The 15,582-nt window shown below is 70.4% G+C and carries 17 protein-coding genes and 1 pseudogene; 9 read left to right on the top strand and 9 right to left on the bottom strand.

The annotated features are described in order from the left end of the window. Window positions 1-934 precede the first annotated feature (934 nt). Window positions 935-1,015, top strand: a pseudogene (locus tag BR39_RS27470) (hypothetical protein); the annotation flags it as partial. A gap of 86 nt (window positions 1,016-1,101) precedes the next feature. Here BR39_RS27470 and BR39_RS0115445 read toward each other — a convergent pair. After that, entirely contained in the window at window positions 1,102-2,703 is a 1,602-nt protein-coding gene (locus BR39_RS0115445; RefSeq protein ID WP_029913723.1) for a peptide chain release factor 3, read from the bottom strand. A 9-nt stretch (window positions 2,704-2,712) separates the two neighbouring features. Then, window positions 2,713-4,311: a hypothetical protein gene (locus tag BR39_RS0115450; RefSeq protein ID WP_051695752.1), complete on the bottom strand. Its 1,599-nt coding sequence runs from the start codon at window positions 4,309-4,311 to the stop codon at window positions 2,713-2,715. A gap of 215 nt (window positions 4,312-4,526) precedes the next feature. Between BR39_RS0115450 and BR39_RS26770 the strand changes: the two genes are divergently transcribed. Then, complete coding sequence (locus BR39_RS26770) at window positions 4,527-4,670, top strand: hypothetical protein (RefSeq protein WP_197026714.1); 144 nt, start codon at window positions 4,527-4,529, stop codon at window positions 4,668-4,670. Between the two features lie 58 nt (window positions 4,671-4,728). Here the strand turns inward: BR39_RS26770 and BR39_RS0115460 are convergent, their stop codons facing one another. Then, window positions 4,729-5,109, bottom strand: coding sequence for a hypothetical protein (locus tag BR39_RS0115460; RefSeq protein ID WP_029913729.1), 381 nt, complete (start codon window positions 5,107-5,109; stop codon window positions 4,729-4,731). Between the two features lie 253 nt (window positions 5,110-5,362). On the opposite strand from BR39_RS0115460, the gene BR39_RS0115465 reads away from it, so the two are divergent. Then, window positions 5,363-6,073: a 2OG-Fe dioxygenase family protein gene (locus BR39_RS0115465; protein ID WP_156035808.1), complete on the top strand. Its 711-nt coding sequence runs from the start codon at window positions 5,363-5,365 to the stop codon at window positions 6,071-6,073. A gap of 181 nt (window positions 6,074-6,254) precedes the next feature. Here the strand turns inward: BR39_RS0115465 and BR39_RS0115470 are convergent, their stop codons facing one another. Continuing rightward, window positions 6,255-6,593, bottom strand: coding sequence for a DUF1491 family protein (locus BR39_RS0115470; protein WP_029913736.1), 339 nt, complete (start codon window positions 6,591-6,593; stop codon window positions 6,255-6,257). 177 nt (window positions 6,594-6,770) lie between these two features. Here BR39_RS0115470 and BR39_RS0115475 point away from each other — a divergent pair, with 177 nt between their 5' ends. Continuing rightward, window positions 6,771-7,637, top strand: a complete 867-nt coding sequence (locus BR39_RS0115475) for a hypothetical protein (protein ID WP_029913740.1) — start codon at window positions 6,771-6,773, stop codon at window positions 7,635-7,637. 106 nt (window positions 7,638-7,743) lie between these two features. Here the strand turns inward: BR39_RS0115475 and BR39_RS0115480 are convergent, their stop codons facing one another. Next, complete coding sequence (locus BR39_RS0115480) at window positions 7,744-9,498, bottom strand: sensor histidine kinase KdpD (protein ID WP_029913742.1); 1,755 nt, start codon at window positions 9,496-9,498, stop codon at window positions 7,744-7,746. Between the two features lie 187 nt (window positions 9,499-9,685). Between BR39_RS0115480 and BR39_RS0115485 the strand changes: the two genes are divergently transcribed. Both BR39_RS0115485 and BR39_RS0115490 read left to right on the top strand, forming a co-directional pair. After that, the gene (locus tag BR39_RS0115485) at window positions 9,686-10,549 is read left to right on the top strand and encodes a sensor histidine kinase KdpD (protein WP_029913746.1); all 864 of its coding nucleotides are present in this window, start codon (window positions 9,686-9,688) and stop codon (window positions 10,547-10,549) included. 38 nt (window positions 10,550-10,587) lie between these two features. Beyond that, on the top strand, window positions 10,588-11,010 hold the full coding sequence (locus BR39_RS0115490; protein WP_029913749.1) for a SufE family protein: 423 nt from the start codon (window positions 10,588-10,590) through the stop codon (window positions 11,008-11,010). Between the two features lie 52 nt (window positions 11,011-11,062). Here the strand turns inward: BR39_RS0115490 and BR39_RS26775 are convergent, their stop codons facing one another. After that, window positions 11,063-11,224: a hypothetical protein gene (locus BR39_RS26775; RefSeq protein ID WP_165185581.1), complete on the bottom strand. Its 162-nt coding sequence runs from the start codon at window positions 11,222-11,224 to the stop codon at window positions 11,063-11,065. A gap of 78 nt (window positions 11,225-11,302) precedes the next feature. Here BR39_RS26775 and BR39_RS0115500 point away from each other — a divergent pair, with 78 nt between their 5' ends. The 3 genes from BR39_RS0115500 (at window position 11,303) to BR39_RS0115510 (ending at window position 13,157) form a co-directional block, all read left to right on the top strand. Beyond that, window positions 11,303-12,241 carry a rhodanese-related sulfurtransferase gene (locus BR39_RS0115500; RefSeq protein ID WP_029913753.1) on the top strand — a complete coding sequence of 313 codons (939 nt, stop codon included), beginning with the start codon at window positions 11,303-11,305 and terminating at the stop codon, window positions 12,239-12,241. Window positions 12,242-12,305: 64 nt separating this feature from the next. Then, the gene (locus BR39_RS0115505; RefSeq protein WP_051695756.1) at window positions 12,306-12,662 is read left to right on the top strand and encodes a hypothetical protein; all 357 of its coding nucleotides are present in this window, start codon (window positions 12,306-12,308) and stop codon (window positions 12,660-12,662) included. 42 nt (window positions 12,663-12,704) lie between these two features. Continuing rightward, window positions 12,705-13,157 (top strand): PA2169 family four-helix-bundle protein, encoded by a 453-nt coding sequence (locus BR39_RS0115510; RefSeq protein WP_029913757.1) that lies wholly within the window; start codon window positions 12,705-12,707, stop codon window positions 13,155-13,157. Window positions 13,158-13,323: 166 nt separating this feature from the next. Here BR39_RS0115510 and BR39_RS0115515 read toward each other — a convergent pair whose 3' ends face one another. The 3 genes from BR39_RS0115515 to BR39_RS0115525 form a co-directional block, all read right to left on the bottom strand. Next, window positions 13,324-14,049, bottom strand: a complete 726-nt coding sequence (locus tag BR39_RS0115515; RefSeq protein ID WP_029913759.1) for a DUF6456 domain-containing protein — start codon at window positions 14,047-14,049, stop codon at window positions 13,324-13,326. Next, on the bottom strand, window positions 14,046-14,432 hold the full coding sequence (locus tag BR39_RS0115520; RefSeq protein WP_029913761.1) for a helix-turn-helix domain-containing protein: 387 nt from the start codon (window positions 14,430-14,432) through the stop codon (window positions 14,046-14,048). The genes BR39_RS0115515 and BR39_RS0115520 overlap by 4 nt, the downstream gene beginning before the upstream one ends. 140 nt (window positions 14,433-14,572) lie before the next feature. Then, complete coding sequence (locus BR39_RS0115525) at window positions 14,573-15,490, bottom strand: sugar kinase (protein WP_029913764.1); 918 nt, start codon at window positions 15,488-15,490, stop codon at window positions 14,573-14,575. Window positions 15,491-15,582: the final 92 nt, after the last annotated feature.

Consider the following 15,582-nt stretch of genomic DNA (forward strand, 5'->3'; position numbering starts at 1 on the left):
CGGCGGAGATAGTCCATGCGCGCGGCCGTGCGGCCGCTGTCGTCATCCATGGGATCGTTGCTGTCGCGAGGCGGCCGCCTGGCGGCGCGGATAAGGGCTCGTGTCTTGGATCGCGGCATGGCGCTTCCTTGTTCTGGCCACGACTTCGCCGCCTCACGCGGAAAGCCGCTGAAGTTCGGGGAGGGCTGCGGAGCGCCGGGCCAGGCCCGGAAGCTTTTGTAGGAATACCGTTTCGACCAGGACCGACGCTCCGCGCGATCGTTATCCGGGAGCGTCCGGCGGTGGGTCCTGTTCGGACCTCGCCGATCTTAGCCCCCGACGGGCGGGCCGGGCTCGCGTCGCCCGGTCCCGGAACGCATGGGTCACTCCGCGCCTGTCGCGCCGCCGACCCTCATCCAACGCCGTATCTGTGGACCACGCCCGGCCGGCACCAGATGGATGAGACGCGGCCCCTCACGAGACCGCCGCCGACGAGCACGCCCGCTCGACCGCCCCCCAAGGCCGCGAAGGTCGCAGGCCTTAGCGCCCTCCCCATCGCCTCGAGGTGGTCTGATTATGCGGCGGCGTGAGAGGGGGAGGATAAGTGATTTCGGAGCGTTGTTTTCGTTGAGGAAACACACCGGGAGAGAGGGGGATAAGTTTTTCACGGACCAACGATACGGCGAAGTCCGTATCCAGACCGGGCGCCTTCGTCGGCTTTCGACCCATGTCGGACAGTGGGCAGCCCTCTTGACCCCTCTCTCTTTGAGAGAGGGAGGGGCCCATGGCGAAGCCATGGGAGGGTGAGAGGTTACACTCTCACCGAATGAAACGCGGCTGTTTCAGCCGGTCTTCGGATAGTTGCTCGATCCACGGTGGCGGCCCTGGTGAGCCTCTGTCGGAGTCTCGAAGGCGCGGATCAGCGGCTCTGGATTTTCCGGCTAGCGGTGAAACCTCTCACCCTCCCACCGCTTCGCGGCGGGCCCCTCCCTCTCTCTATGAGAGAGGGGTTTTCACGGCGTCCGCTAACCACCCTTAGCTGACCTTGGACAAGTCCGCTTTCAGCATCGCCAGCGCTTCGCCCCATCGTCGGCTTCGCCGCACGCCGGCAGCGAACGCCCCCTACCCCCGCTCCTTCGTCCGCTCGAACCGCACCTTCGGGAAGCGCTCGGCCACGTAGCCGATCTCCCAGCTCGACTTGCCCAGGAACACCGGCTGTTCGTCGATGTCCTGGGCCATGGCCGAGCGGTGCTTGTTGGTGAAGTCCTCGACGTCGGCGCGGTCGCCGCTGATCCAGCGGGCCTCGGCGTAGGGGGCGGCTTCGAAGATCACGTCCAGGGCGTATTCGTTGCCCAGGCGGTCGGCCATGACCTCGAACTGCAGCTGGCCCACGGCGCCGACGATGAAGTCGGAGCTGCCGATCATCGGGCGGAACAGCTGGGTCACCCCCTCCTCGGCCAGGCCTTCCAGCGCCTTCTTCAGGTGCTTGGCCTTCAGCGGGTCCTTCACGCGCACGCGGCGCAGGATTTCCGGGGCGAAGTTGGGCAGGCCGGCGAAGCGCAGGGTCCCGGTCTCGGACAGGCTGTCGCCCACGCGCAGCACGCCGTGGTTGGGGATGCCGATCACGTCGCCGGCGAAGGCGTCCTCGGCCAGTTCGCGGTCGCTGGCGAAGAACATGATCGGCGCGTTGACGCTCATGGCCTTGCCGGTGTTCTGGGCCTTCAGCTTCATGCCGCGCGTGAAGCGGCCGCTGGTCAGGCGCAGGAAGGCGATCCGGTCGCGGTGATTGGGGTCCATGTTGGCCTGGACCTTGAACACGAAGCCCGAGACCTCCGGGTCGCCCGGCGCCACGTGGGTGTCGACGCCGGCCTTGCTGACCTTGGCCGGATGCGGCGCGGGGGCGTAGCTGCCGATGCCGGCGAGCAGTTCGTTGACGCCGAAGTGGCGCAGGGCCGAGCCGAAGAACACCGGCGTCATGTGGCCTTCCAGGAACGACTGCACGTCGAACGGCTTGGCGGCCTCGGACACCAGCATGGCGCCCTCCTCCACCTCGGCCAGCTCCTCGGGGTCGAGGTACTGCACCACCGCGTTCGACTTCAGGGCCACCGGATCGGGATGGCCCTCCTCGTCGGTCGAGCTCTTCTTGGCGTAGGGGATGAACTTCTGGCCGCGCAGGTCCAGCATGCCCTTGAAGCGCCCGCCCGAGCCGGCCGGCCAGTAGAGCGGCGCGGGGTCGAGAGCCAGCTTCGAGGAGACCTCGTCCAGCAGCTCGAACGGGTCCTGGGCCTCGCGGTCCATCTTGTTGATGAAGGTGATGATCGGGATGTCGCGCAGGCGGCACACCTCGAACAGCTTCAGGGTCTGGGGCTCGATGCCCTTGGCGGCGTCCAGCACCATGATCGCCGCGTCGGCGGCCGTCAGGGTGCGGTAGGTGTCTTCCGAGAAGTCCTCGTGGCCCGGGGTGTCCAGCAGGTTGAACATCAGGCCGTCGTGGTCGAACGTCATGACGCTGGCCGACACCGAGATCCCGCGCTCGCGCTCGATCTTCATCCAGTCGGACTGGGTGCGGCGGGCCTGGCCGCGGGCGCGCACGGCGCCGGCCGCGCGGATCGCCCCGCCGGCCAGCAGCAGATTCTCGGTCAGGGTGGTCTTGCCGGCGTCGGGGTGGCTGATGATGGCGAAGGTGCGCCGACGGGCGGCCTCGAGGGCGAGGGAGGTGCTCATCCCCGGGGGTTAGCTCCCCGAGGCCGCCTTGTCACCCTCTGCCGACGTCTTGGCCGCCGGCTTGGGCGCCGCTCCGGTGGTTTCGCTGGCCTCGGTCGGCGCCAGCGCCTTGTCGGAGTCGGCGGCCTTGGGGTCGATGGTCTTCAGCATGGCCTGGGCCGCCTCGACCTCGCCGCCGCCGTGCGGGTTGCTGGCCAGCGGCGTCAGCACGACCTTGGCCATGGCGGTGTCCTTGACCTCGATCAGGGCCCGGGCCGCGTCCAGCCGCAGATGGCCGACCTGGGGCGCCAGGACCACCGCCCGCACCCGGATGTCGGCCAGGGCGTCGGTCATCGGCTCCAGGCTGTGGGCCTCGACATAGCCGTGCAGGGTCTCGGGATTGTCCGGATTGATCTTGAAGGCCCGGGCGAACAGCTTGCCGGCCTGGGCGAAGTCGGCCTCGCGCTGGGCCGGACCCTCCTCCCCCGCGCCCAGGCGGCTTTCGCCCAGGGCGACCAGCGCCTCCTCGTCCTTGGGATTGGCGGCCAGCAGCGCGTTCAGGATCGTCTCGCCGGCCTTGCGGTCGCCGAAGGTCGTCTCGGCCCGGGCCAGGACCAGCTGGCTGAACCGGTCGGTCGGCCGCTTGGCGGCGGCCGCGCGGATGTCGGCCAGGGTCTCGGCCCGATCGTCCTTCGACACGCCCAGCTTCAGGCGCTGGCCTTCCAGCAGCAGGTCGTCGGCGCCCGGCGTCAGGCGGGTCACGGTGATCGTCGGCTCCGTCGCGCCCGTCCGCGGCAGCGCGCCGGCCGGGATCGGCTTGCTCATATAGACCCGCAGCTTGCGCCGCAGCTCGTCCGGCTCGTCGCCATAGATCTTCTTCCAGGCCTTCACCGGATCGTCGCCGCCGCGCACCGCGTCCAGATAGGGCGCCAGCAGCTTGTGCCGCTCGGGATCGGACAGGATGTAGTGGGTCAGCAGCCAGGCCTGGGCGTAGTAGGCGTAGACCTCGCGCTCCTTCAGGGCCCCGGGGCGCTTGCCCAGCACGTCCTGCATCGGAATCCAGCCGCCCGGCTCGGTCAGGCTGTAGGCCCGCCCGCGGTTCACCCCGCCCACCACCATGCGCGTCTTCGCCAGGTCGGCGGTCATGTAATATTCGGCGTAGCCCTCGACCAGCCAGGCCGGATAGGCGCTGGGATAGTACTGCAGCATGAAGTGGTGCACGTACTCGTGCAGCACCGTGTCGTCGCCCTTGTTCTGGTCCATCTCGCCGGCGCCGTCGCGGATCGCCACGACGAAGACCTCCGGCACCGACGACAGATAGACCCCGGCCATGCCCTCCCGGGCGTCGGGCAGCACGCGCTTCAGCTGTCCCAGGCCCGAGACCAGATAGACCGGCAGCTTGCGGGGCGTGACCTCGTCCTTGGGACGGCCGTGCAGCCGGCGCAGCAGGGAATCGAAGTCCTCGAGCTGGGTCGCGTACTCGCGCACCGACTTCTCGCTGCGGCCGTAGACCACGAAGTGATCGCTTTCGGCCCGCAGCCACTCGGCCCGCGCCGACGACCCCGCCATCAGCACGCCGGCCGCGACCAGCGCCGACGCGATGCGCCGCCCGCCTCGATATCCCCCCAAGAACACGCCTCCTCACAACTTGACGTCGAAGCTAAGCGGTGAGCGCTACCAGGCGCAAGGGTGACGAAAGGTCATCTCCGGGCCGCGACATCGTGGCCCATACCGACCTTCTGAAAATCCGGGAACAACCCTAGTCAGTGCGGGGTTTTGGAGTCATGCTCACGTTACTGTGGACCACTTCCGTCAGAGGAGCGGCCACGAGAGAGGAAACGACAATGGCTATGGTTCACGAGCCGCGCCACCAGCGCGGAGTCTGCACCCCTCAAGGCAACGCCCTCTGCTTCGGCGTCGCGTTCGCCGGCCTGGTGATCGTGGCGATGATCCTGAGCTGGCTGTTCAGCCTGATCGCCTTCCTCTAGGCGATCGGAAATCCCGGGCCGGAACGCGGCCCCCAAGGCGCGGGACGGCGTGCGGCGATCAGGCCGCCAGACGCCGCCACACGTGGCGGTCAGCCTCGAGGTTGGTCAGGATGCCGGCCTTCTGGCGCGAGAACAGCGCCCCCATGATCTCCGGCCCCAGCTGCGCGTAGCGCACCTGCACCTGCTCGACCAGGCAGCCGCGCGACGGCGCGATGAATAGGGCCGCGTTGACGGTGGGCTGCTTGGCGATGATCAGGGCGGCCAGGCGCTGGGCCTTCTCGACGTCCTTGTGGTGCAGCAGCGGCTCGGCCGCGTACAGCTCCTGGCCCAGCTTGGCGACATAGCTCAGCGACACCTGAGCGAAACGTTCGCTGGTGAGCGGCGGGGCCAGTTCGGCCGCGTCGAGGCTAAGGACGACGTCGTTGAGCAGGAAGAGCATAGGGACCTTGCCGGGGCCTCGCGGCGGCTGATGGGATTCGTCGGGGAGACGTGCGTCACCCTGCCGCATCGTGCTTTCGGTCCGGTTTAGGAGCAGGGTTAACGGGGTAAGATTTGGGATTCCTGGATAACCTTCTGGACACGGAACAAGGCTTGGCGCGGCGGCCTTCGCGCCCCATCTGGAAGTCTCGTTCCGCCGGAGGCCAAGCTTGATCCAGTCCGACACGACGCCCTCCGCCGCCTTGGCGCGCGACATCGCCGCCGACCTGCGGGACACGGGCTTCCGCCGCGTCCTCCCGGCCGAGACCGACGCCCTGCTGGGTCCCGAGGCCGTGGCCGGGTGGGACCGCTTCGCCGACAGCTGGAACGACCTGGGCCTGGACCGCTTCATGGCCGACGGCGGCCGCTACCGCCGGCGGCGATTCGCGGCCTTCTCCGCGTCGCCCGCCCCGGACCTTTCTGGCGGCGTCGTGCGCAAGCCGCACCAGCCCCACTATCAGAGCCGCGACTACAACAGCCTCAACGGCGGGGTGCAGCGCTGGTTCGAGCCGATCACCGACGCCATCGCCGACCACCCGGTGACCCGGGCCGTGCTGGCGCGGGGCCTGGCGCTGTTCCATCCCCTGACGGCCGATCCGCCCGCCCGCTGGCACGTGGAGCTGCACCAGTTCCGCATCGAGGCCGGCGAGGGCGAGGCGGGCCTGCCCACGCCGGAGGGCGCGCACCGCGACGGCGTCGACTGGGTGATCGTCATGCTGGTCGAGCGCCGCAACGCGGCCAGCGGCGTCACCGACATCTACGCCAACGACGGCGCGCGCCTGGGGGCCTTCACCCTGGAACAGCCCCGCGACACGGTCTTCCTCGACGACCACCGCGTGCTGCACGGGGTGACGGCGATCCACCCGCTGGAGCCGGGCCAGCCGGCGCGGCGCGACGTCCTAGTGGCGACGTTCCGGCGGGAGTAGCGCCCTTCTCGCTGTTCAAGGTGATCGCCGGACGCCCCAAACGGTTGTCATCCCGGAAGCCTCGCAGAGGCTGTCCGGGACCCAGGGGACTGGGCTGAGGCTTTGCGGTTCACCTGGGTCCCGGACAAGCGCTGCGCGCTTTCCGGGATGACAACATTGAGTGGGCTTCAAACGAAGCCCCCTACCCCTTCTCCGCCTCCACCGGCTCGGTCAGGAAATGCCGGCCTTCGCGGTCTTCGATCTCGACCACCCAGATGTCCGGATCGATCCGCGCGGCGCGTTCGGCGTAGGCGTCCAGGTCCGGTTCGAAGTCCGAACGCACCGGCTGCATCCAGAACCGCTCGCCGTCGCCGCGCGTGGCCTCGCTGTAGAGCTTGGCGGTGTTGGCCCGTCGGTCCACGGCCTTGACCAGCACGGCGCCGGCCCGCGGGTCGCCCTTGCGCGCCACCGTGGCGAAGGCCCCGCCCAGTTCGGCGCGGCGGATCAGCGCCCCGACCCAGATATCCGTCGAAAGAAGCATCGCTAACCGAACCGCAACCTCGGCGCCCTAAGGCTGCCGGCTGAAACCGCTCTCGCAGAATACGAGAAAATGACGTCGAGAAAGACCGCCGAACGCGCCTACGCGCGTTCGCCCCCCTATTGTAGAGCCTTTTCGCCCCTTTCGAATTTCATTCGAAAGGGAAAGGCTCTGCCGGTCATGACGGCGCGGTGGCCAGGGATTTTCGTCGCGATCGCCACCCTCGGCGTTTGCGGCCAGGCCCATGCCGCCACCGCCGCCGACCAGCTCTACGAACGGACGCTGATGACCTCGGCCGACGCGCGCTGCCGGCTGTTCAAGCCCGCCGTGGGCTCGGCCCTGGACGCCGCCCGCGCCCAGGCGCGCGGCGCGACCCTGCGTTCGGGCGCCAGCGAGGTCCAGGTCCAGGCGGTGGAGCAGCGCGCCCGCGCCAAGGCCGGGGCGACGGCCTGCGCCTCCAAGGACATGCAGACCGCCGCCGGCCGCGTGCGCCAGGCCTTCGACGGCTATTCGACCATGCTGCGGATGACCTATCCCGGCGACCGGGCCACCTGGCAGGCCGACCGCTCGGTCTCGGCGACGATCCCCGTCTGGCGGCTGTCCCAGCCCGCCGGCTTCGGCCGCGACCGGCTGGTCTTCGGCCTGTCGGGCCGGGCCAACGACATGCTGGCCGTGGCGACCTTCGCCGACGACGCCCAGCCCTACGCCGCCCGCCTGGTGCTGCGCGACACCCTGCGCACCCAGGGGCCGTACCTGAACGCCCGCAACGCCAAGGGCCTGGCCGCCAACGCCGCCCCGCGCAACGCCAGCCGGGTGTTCGCCGCCGAGACCCGCGACGCCGCCCCCGTCACCCTGCTGCCGACCGGCGCCAAGACCGGCCTGTCGTTCCGCTTCCCCCGCGAAGCCGCCGACGCCATGAGCCGGCTCGACCCGCGCGAGGCGGCGACGGTGGAGTTCGTGTTCACCAGCCGGACCGGCGTAGACACGGTGCGCCGCGCTTATGTGGAGGTCGGGGACTTCGCGGCGGGACGGGCGTTTTTGCGGTAGGGTTTGAGCGGCTAGCACTTGCCCCCTACGGATCGCTTCGCGATCGTCTTCCCCCTGAGGGGGAAGAGCGCTTCGGCGCCTGGTGGGGGCAAGTGGGTGAGCCGCTTCAGCGCGGCGGGGCGAATTTCACGACGTTCGGGCCCAGCTCGGACTCTTCCGGCTCGACCTCGGGCAACGACATCGGCTCCAGCAGCGGGGCCTCCATGGCCGGACGCGAGGCCCGCAGCAGCACCGGCATGCGGACCGAGACGCTGGTCCCCGCGCCCAGGCGGCTTTCGATGTTCATTTCGCCGCCGTGCAGCTTGGCGAAGGCCCGCACCAGCGACAGGCCCAGGCCCGTGCCCTTGGCGCGCTGGTCCACGCCGCCGGCCTGCTCGTAGGGACGGCCCAGGCGCTCGAGATCCTCGGGGCTAATGCCGACGCCGGTGTCGGCGACCACCAGCTCGAACTCGCCGTCGTGGCCGTCGGCCGTGACCGTCACCTGGCCGCCGCGCGGGGTGAACTTCAGGGCGTTGGACACCAGGTTCAGCACGATCTGCTTCAGGGCCCGGCGGTCGGCGTCGACCTCCAGCTCGCCCGGGGGCAGCACGCCGCGCAGCTGCACACCGGCCGCGTCGGCCTGGACGCGCAGCAGGCGCATGGCCGCCGTCACCGCCTCGCGGGCGTCGAACTCGCCGCGCTGCAGCTCGAAGCGCTCGGCCTCGATCTTGGACATGTCCAGCACGTCGTTGATCAGGTCCAGCAGGTGGCGGCCGCTCTCGTGGATCAGTTCGGCGTATTCGCCGTAGCGGTCGGTCAGGGGGCCGAACATCCGCGCGCGCATGATGTCGGAGAAGCCCATGATGGCGTTCAGCGGCGTGCGCAGCTCGTGGCTCATATTGGCCAGGAAGCGGGCGCGGCCGGCGGCCAGGCCCTCGGCCTCGGCGCGGGCCTGCTGCAGGGCGGTCTCGCGGGCCCGCTCGATCGTGGCGTCGCGCATGACGCCGACCAGCAGGTCGGGCGAGACCTGACGCAGGTCCAGGCAGACGGTGCGGGTGGGGTCCAGCAGCGGGGCGAAGGCGACGCTGGCCTCGCCGCCGTCCAGGGCCGAGGCCAGGGCGGCGCTGACCTTCTGGCGGTCGCCGGCCACGGCGGCCGAGGCCAGGCCCTCGCTGACCAGGTTGGAGGTGGCGACGCCGCGCGGGGCGGCCCCGCGCACGGTCCTGACCCGGCCGTTGCTGGCCACGACCAGCAGCAGCTGCGGCGCGCCGTCGACCAGGGTCTGCAGGGTGTTCAGCTCGCCCACGTGGCGATTGTCGCGCTCGCCCGCCCGGCGGTGGGTGAGGATCAGGCCCGAGGCCAGGCCCACCCCGACGGTGGCCACCGACAGGAAGCCCAGGATGAAGGCCAGGGGGCCGGTGGGCGCGGGCGGGGCCAGGCCCGACAGCTGGGTCAGGGCGGCCACGGCGCCGCCGATCAGGGACAGGCTGGCGCCCTCGGCCAGACGTCGCGGCGACGACAGGGTCGAAGCGGCCGCCACCGGGGCCAGGATCCAGGCGCTCATCGCGCCCGAGACGCCGCCGGTCACCACCGCCGCGCCCGCGCCGCAGGTGGCCCACAGGACCAGGATCAGGGATTGCAGGCGCTCGTCGCGCCGGTCGCCGACCGCGAGGGCGGCCAGGGCGGGGACCGCGCCGGCCGCCAGGGCCAGCCAGACCGGACCGCCGACCACGCCGGGCGTGAAGGCCGCCGCGCCGGTCGCGAAGATCACGGTCGCCAGCCAGCCCAGCCGCCACAGATGCGCCGCGCCGAAGGCTCCCGTCGAGGACGAGACCTGACCCGGCTTGGAGCCGGTCTGGAGCGGGGCGCCGTCGATGGGCAAGGCCGCGAGAATCCCTTTCGGTGAGTCTTCGTCGTCAAAGCTTAACGCGGGCCGGGGAGTCGCCCAAGGCCGCACAATCTGCGCGGGATCGTTAACGCCAGAGCTTCTTGTGGACGGAAACGGATTCGTAAGCGCCTTGGTTCATTCTGGCCCATCGAAGTTACGGACAGAAGGTCCGGGAGTCCTCATGCCGCCACCTCCGGCGATCACCGACGCGTCGGGCCATGCCGAGACGCCGCGCGAAAGCGCCGGCGCCGACACCGGCCTGATGTCGCAGACCACCGCCTTCCGGCGGGCGGCGGCGCGCGCGCGGCGCAAGCAGGCCCTGGACGACCAGAAACGCTCGTTCCTGCGCATGGTCAGCCACGAGCTGCGCACCCCGCTGAACGCGGTGATCGGCTTTTCCGAGATCCTGTCCTGCGAGCTGTACGGCCCCCTGGGCGCGCCGCAGTACAAGGAATACGCCACCCTGGTGCACGAGAGCGGCCTGAAGCTGCTGCGGCTGGTCAACCAGATCGTCGAGATCGCCCGCCTGGAAGGCCACGTCACCGACCTGGACCTGGGCGAGGAGAGTCTGGACGACGCCGTCGAGGACGTGATCCTGCAGCTGCGGGGCGAAGCGGCCGCGCGTGGGGTCAGCATCGTCGCGCCCGAGGCCGGGACCCTGCCCTGCCTGCGCGCCGACGGCCGCGGCCTGCGCACCATCCTGACCAACCTGCTGCAGAACGCCCTAACCCACTCGCCGCAGGGCGGGCTGGTGCTGATCGAAGCCAAGCAGATCGGCGGAACCGTCGAGATCGAGATCCGCGACCACGGCGAGGGCGTCGACCCGGCCGACCTGCCGCGCCTGATCCGCCCGTTCGAGCAGGGCGGCGCCACCCTGACCCGGGAGTCGGAAGGCGCGGGCCTGGGCCTGCCGATCGTCGACCTGCTGACCCGGGCCATGGACGGGAGCCTGCGGCTGAAATCGACGCCGGGCCACGGGTTCACCGCCGTCGTCACCCTGCCGGAAGCCTCGGCGCGGCATTCGCTGGCCCGGGCGCGGCCTTAGGCCTTCCCCTTTGGGCCGTGGGGCATTAAGTCCCCGCCATGCAACGCCCCATCGACGCCGCCCTCGACGAACTGGCCGACGAGTTCGAACTGCTCGGCGACTGGGAAGAGCGCTATCGCTACGTGATCGAGCTGGGCAAGGAACTGGCCCCGCTGAGCGAGGCCGAGCATTCCGACGCCAACAAGGTGCGCGGCTGCGCCAGCCAGGTGTGGCTGGTGACCGAGCCCCAGGCCGACGGCACGATCCGGTTCCGGGGCGACAGCGACGCCCACATCGTCGGCGGCCTGATCGCCATCCTGATGCGGCTCTATTCGGGCCGCCCGGCGCGGGACATCGTCGATTTCGACGCCGCCGCCGCCATGGCGCGGCTGGGCCTGTCGGAAGCGCTGTCGTCGCAGCGGTCGAACGGTCTGAAGGCGATGGTGGCGCGCATCCAGCGGGACGCGTCGGCGCTGGTCTGATCCTATAAAATCCGCTCAACCCGGCGAATGCCGGAATGAGCGGTGTTTAGGCTCAGAAGAACCCCGCCCGCGTTCCGATGAACCAGATCGCGATGACGATCAGCACCAGCTGGATCAGCCAGTTGACCGGCGACGGGATGGGGCTGCGTTGGACCGCATAGAGCGCCAGGCCAAGCAGGATGAGGGCGACGAGGACGACGATCAGGATGCTCATGCCGATGTAACCGCCGTGTTTGGCGATAGTTCCACTGACGCTTGAGAAGCCGCGCTCCAGCGCCTATCAGCCCAGGCCATGAGCTTCCGCGTCGCCGCCCTCTACCGCTTCACCACCTTCGCCGACCCGCTGACGATCATGCGGCCGCTGTCGAAGCTGTGCTGCGGCCTGGGCGTCAAGGGCACGCTGCTGCTGGCCCGCGAGGGGATCAACGGCACGATCGCCGGGACGCCCGAGGCGATCGACCAGGTGCTGGACCACATCCGCGCCCTGCCCGGCTGCGACACGCTGGAGCTGAAATTCGCAACGGCCGAGACCATGCCGTTCCACCGCATGAAGGTGCGGATCAAGCGCGAGATCGTCACCCTGGGGGCCGGCGACCTGGACCCCGCCGCCAACGCCGGGACCTATGTCGGGCCCGCCGACTGGAACGCCCTGATCGCCCGCGACGACGTGGTGGTGATCGACACCCGCAACGCCTACGAGACCGCCATCGGCACGTTCGAGGGGGCGATCGACCCGGCCACCGCCAGCTTCAGCGACTTCCCCGCCTGGTTCCGCGCCTTCCGCGAGACCTGGGACCCGGCGGCTCCGCCCAAGGTGGCGATGTTCTGCACCGGCGGCATCCGCTGCGAGAAGTCGACGGCGTTCCTCAAGAGCGAGGGCGTCGAGGACGTCTTCCACCTGAAAGGCGGCATCCTGAACTATCTGGAGACCGTGCCCGCCGACCAGAGCCTGTGGCGTGGCGAGTGCTTCGTGTTCGACGAGCGGGTGGCGGTCGGCCACGGGCTGGAGCCCGGGACCCACGCCCTGTGCCGGGGCTGCCGCATGCCGGTCAGTCCCGAGGATCGCGCCTCGGCGCACTATGTCGAGGGCGTCTCCTGCCCCGCCTGCCACGACGCCCGCGACGATGTGGCCAAGGCCCGCTACGCCGAGCGGCACAGGCAGGCGGCCCGGGCGAAGGAACTGGGCATCGAGCACGTCGGGGCCGTGATGCCGCCGCGCGAAACGGACTGACGGCGGCGGATCATCCCCGCCGGCCCCGCGTTATCGAGGCTCCTCTTTCTCCAAGGAGCCACCCATGGCCGCCTACGACGCCTCCTACGGCACGCCCGCCGCCGCCCGCCAGGGCCTGCTGTCCAGCCTGTCCGACAAGATTTCGGGCCTCTTCCAGAAGGCGCCCGCCGATCCCTACGCGGTCCAGCCGCCGGCCGACTACGCCCTCAAGCCCGACGCCCAGGGCCGGATCACGCTGGCCGGCCGCAAGGTGCCGCTGGCCCTCGCCCTGGTGGGCGCCGGCGCCGTGGCCGCCCTGCTGATCAACCGCCGCACGCGCGGTCCGACCCTGGCCGCCGCCACCACCGCCTGGGGCTTCCTGGGCGCGCAGGCCTCGACGCTGAAGTCGCGCTTCGAACCTTCCGAGTCCGCCCCGCGTTAGGCCTCCCCCACGCAACCCGTCCCCAATCAAGGAGAGCCCCCGATGGCCCACACCAACGAAGACCACATCAAGCTGATCAACAGCCTGGTCGAGACCACCATCGACAGCGCCGACGGCTACGCCGAGGCCGCCAAGGACGCCGACGGCGCCCGCTTCAAGACCCTGTTCACCCAGCGCGCCCAGGAGCGCCGCTCGGTGGCTTCCGACCTGCAGGACGAGGTCCGCCGCCTGGGCGGCCAGGCCAAGGACGACGGCACGATCCTGGCCGCCGCCCACCGCGCCTTCGTCAACCTGAAGGACAGCCTGACCAAGGGCGACGAAGCCATCGTCAGCGAGGTCGAGTCCGGCGAGGACTACATCAAGGGCAAGTTCGAGAAGGCCCTGGCCGACACGGACGTCGACGCCCAGACCCGCGCCGCCATCGAGAAGGCCTGGACCTCGGTCAAGTCCGGCCACGACCAGATGCGCGACATCAAGCACATGATGAAGCACTAGGTCCCGGCCAGAGCTTTCCAAATCTTGGCTCTTCCCTCCCCTTTATGGGGAGGGGGACCAGCGAAGCTGGTGGGTGGGGTCTGCTGACTCAGTAAGCCCCACCCGACCCTGGCTCCGCCAGGGCCACCCTCCCCACAAGGGAGAGGGACAGACGATCTGGGCGTCATCACGCCATCCGGTAGTGCATCGCCAGCCGCTGCAGCGCCAGCTTCAGCACCGTCTTGCCGGCCCGCCTGGGCAGGCCCAGTTCGCGCTCCGCGACCTGCAGGGCCGTCTCGGCCAGGCACACCCGCTCCAGCATCTCGCGCAGGCCCGGCCCCACGGCCGCCAGGGCCGCGGCGATACGGTCCTTGGCCGCCCGGGCCCGCAGGGCCGGCTCCAGCCTCTGGCCGCCGCCGTCGCCGCGCGGCTGGGCGTCCCAATCCATGGTCAGGCGGCCGATCGAGCCGGCCTTCTGGAAGTCCTCGCGCAGCCGCTCGCCGGCCAGCAACTCCACGTCCTCCAGCCCGCCGCGCCGGGCCAGCCAGGCCAGGGGCGACTCGCCGAGGTTGGCCTTCAGCACCACGTGCTGGTCGCTGCCCTCGATCACCACCCGCTCGCCCTCGATCACGCCTGGACGTCCCGGCGGCGGGACCGGCGGCGCCAGCGGCTTGACCAGCCGCCACCCGCCCTCGCGCCGCGCGGCCAGGGCCCCGTCGCGGGCCAGCACCCGGAACGCCGCCTCGTCCACCGTCAGCATGGCCGCCCGGCGCGGACCGAAGCGGACCACGTAGCCCAGACCCTTGACCTCGATCAGCGCCCCCGGCCGCCGCAGCAGCCGTTCGGCCCGGCCGGCCAGGCGCTCGGCCTCCAGCATCCGCTGGAACGCCGCCTCCGTCGCCGCGCCGCTCATCGCTCCGGCCCCAGTTCGGTCAGTTCCGGAATGGCGTCCGGCGCCTGCTTGATGCAGGCCTCCAGCACGCTCATCCGCGCGTCGAAGTCGGCGTTCTCGCGCATGTCCTCGATGCGGTGGCAGGCGTGGCCGCAGGTGGTGCGGTCGCGGTTGAAGGCGAAGGCCACCCGGATCAGCGGCCAGTTGAAGTTCACGTGCGCCAGATAGATGGCGATCTGCCGCGCCCGCGCCGCCGCCTTGCTGGTGCGCTTGGTCGACGCGATGTCGGACGGCGCGACGCCGGTGGCCAGGGCCACCGCGTGGGTGATGAAGGCCGCCGTCAGTTTGTCGCGGCGCGGGTCGGGCGAGATGGCCCACAGATCCTCGAGAGCTTGAGCCAGCATCGGCTTCCCCCTGCGAACGGCGTCCCCGTGACGCCCTCGACCCGAATCCTAGGTCGATATTCCAGGGGTGAGGATAACTTTCCTATTACGCGCGTCTAGTAGGAATATAAACCTTTGATTGCGCTGGACCTGACCCCGCTCTATCCCCGCGGCCAGACGGGCATCGAGGCCGTCGGGATGATCGCGCCCTTGCGAGTCACCACCGCCGCGGCCAGGTCGTGGCCGCGCGCCACGGCGGTCTCGACCGGCAGGCCGGCCAGGCGCGAGGACAGGTAGGCGGCGTTGAAACTGTCGCCCGCGCCGGTGGTGTCCAGGGCCTTGACCCGGGCCGGGGCCGGGGTGGCGATCCGGCCCTCCGGCGTGTGGACGTTGACCGCGTGGCTCTCGTCGCGCGCCACCACCTCGGCGCCGGCCGCGGCCCATTCGGCGGCCAGGTCCTCGGCCTCGCGGCCGTAGAGCGGCCGGCTGTCCTCGCTGCTCAGCGAGACGAAACGGCACGACGGCACGACGCCGTCCAGCGCCTCGCGCGCCGCCTCGGGCGAGGCCCACAGGGCCGGGCGGTAGTTGAAGTCCAGGGCCACGGCCACGCCCAGCGAGTGGACGTAAGCGAGGATGTCCTTCAGCCGCGCGCGGCCGATGTCGCCGATCACCGCCAGGGTCACGCCCGACAGATAGACCAGGTCGCTGGCCTTGGCGGCGGCGATCAGCTGGTCGGCGGTGTGTTGCGAGAACAGGTCGCGGATGGGCGCGCGCTCGCGCCAGTAGTGGAACTTCCGCTCGCCGTTCTCGTCCAGCACGATGGCGTAGAGACCCGGCAGCCGGTTCTCGGCCTCGCGCACCAGCCGGGTGTCCAGCCCTTCGCGGCGCATGGCGGCCAGGGCGCCGTCGCTGAAGGGATCGCCCTTGCCCAGGGCCGTGCAGTAGGCGACGTCGTCGCCGAGCCGGGCCATGTAGACGGCGGTGTTGAAGGTGTCGCCCGCGAACCCCATCCGATGCAGACCCTCGCCCTCCGGCGACAGCTCGACCATGCATTCGCCCAGGACGGTGATCTTGGCCATGTGACGGGGTCCCCTTGTTGTCGAGCGCGGTGATAGGCGCTTTGCCGGCCACGATCCAGGCGGCGGTGGCTCGCCCACTGGCCCCCACCTGA

Source organism: Caulobacter sp. UNC358MFTsu5.1 (genome assembly GCF_000712075.1).
In the GTDB taxonomy this organism is placed as follows: domain Bacteria; phylum Pseudomonadota; class Alphaproteobacteria; order Caulobacterales; family Caulobacteraceae; genus Caulobacter.

Coding starts and splice junctions, on each gene's coding strand:
- BR39_RS0115500 (WP_029913753.1), top strand. CDS start 11,303: ATGAGCTTCCGCGTCGCCGCCCTCTACCGCTTCACCACCTTCGCCGAC.
- BR39_RS0115475 (WP_029913740.1), top strand. CDS start 6,771: ATGACGGCGCGGTGGCCAGGGATTTTCGTCGCGATCGCCACCCTCGGC.
- BR39_RS0115470 (WP_029913736.1), bottom strand. CDS start 6,593: ATGCTTCTTTCGACGGATATCTGGGTCGGGGCGCTGATCCGCCGCGCC.
- BR39_RS0115460 (WP_029913729.1), bottom strand. CDS start 5,109: ATGCTCTTCCTGCTCAACGACGTCGTCCTTAGCCTCGACGCGGCCGAA.
- BR39_RS0115505 (WP_051695756.1), top strand. CDS start 12,306: ATGGCCGCCTACGACGCCTCCTACGGCACGCCCGCCGCCGCCCGCCAG.
- BR39_RS26775 (WP_165185581.1), bottom strand. CDS start 11,224: ATGAGCATCCTGATCGTCGTCCTCGTCGCCCTCATCCTGCTTGGCCTG.
- BR39_RS0115445 (WP_029913723.1), bottom strand. CDS start 2,703: ATGAGCACCTCCCTCGCCCTCGAGGCCGCCCGTCGGCGCACCTTCGCC.
- BR39_RS0115510 (WP_029913757.1), top strand. CDS start 12,705: ATGGCCCACACCAACGAAGACCACATCAAGCTGATCAACAGCCTGGTC.
- BR39_RS0115520 (WP_029913761.1), bottom strand. CDS start 14,432: ATGCTGGCTCAAGCTCTCGAGGATCTGTGGGCCATCTCGCCCGACCCG.
- BR39_RS0115515 (WP_029913759.1), bottom strand. CDS start 14,049: ATGAGCGGCGCGGCGACGGAGGCGGCGTTCCAGCGGATGCTGGAGGCC.
- BR39_RS26770 (WP_197026714.1), top strand. CDS start 4,527: ATGGCTATGGTTCACGAGCCGCGCCACCAGCGCGGAGTCTGCACCCCT.
- BR39_RS0115490 (WP_029913749.1), top strand. CDS start 10,588: ATGCAACGCCCCATCGACGCCGCCCTCGACGAACTGGCCGACGAGTTC.
- BR39_RS0115525 (WP_029913764.1), bottom strand. CDS start 15,490: ATGGCCAAGATCACCGTCCTGGGCGAATGCATGGTCGAGCTGTCGCCG.
- BR39_RS0115485 (WP_029913746.1), top strand. CDS start 9,686: ATGCCGCCACCTCCGGCGATCACCGACGCGTCGGGCCATGCCGAGACG.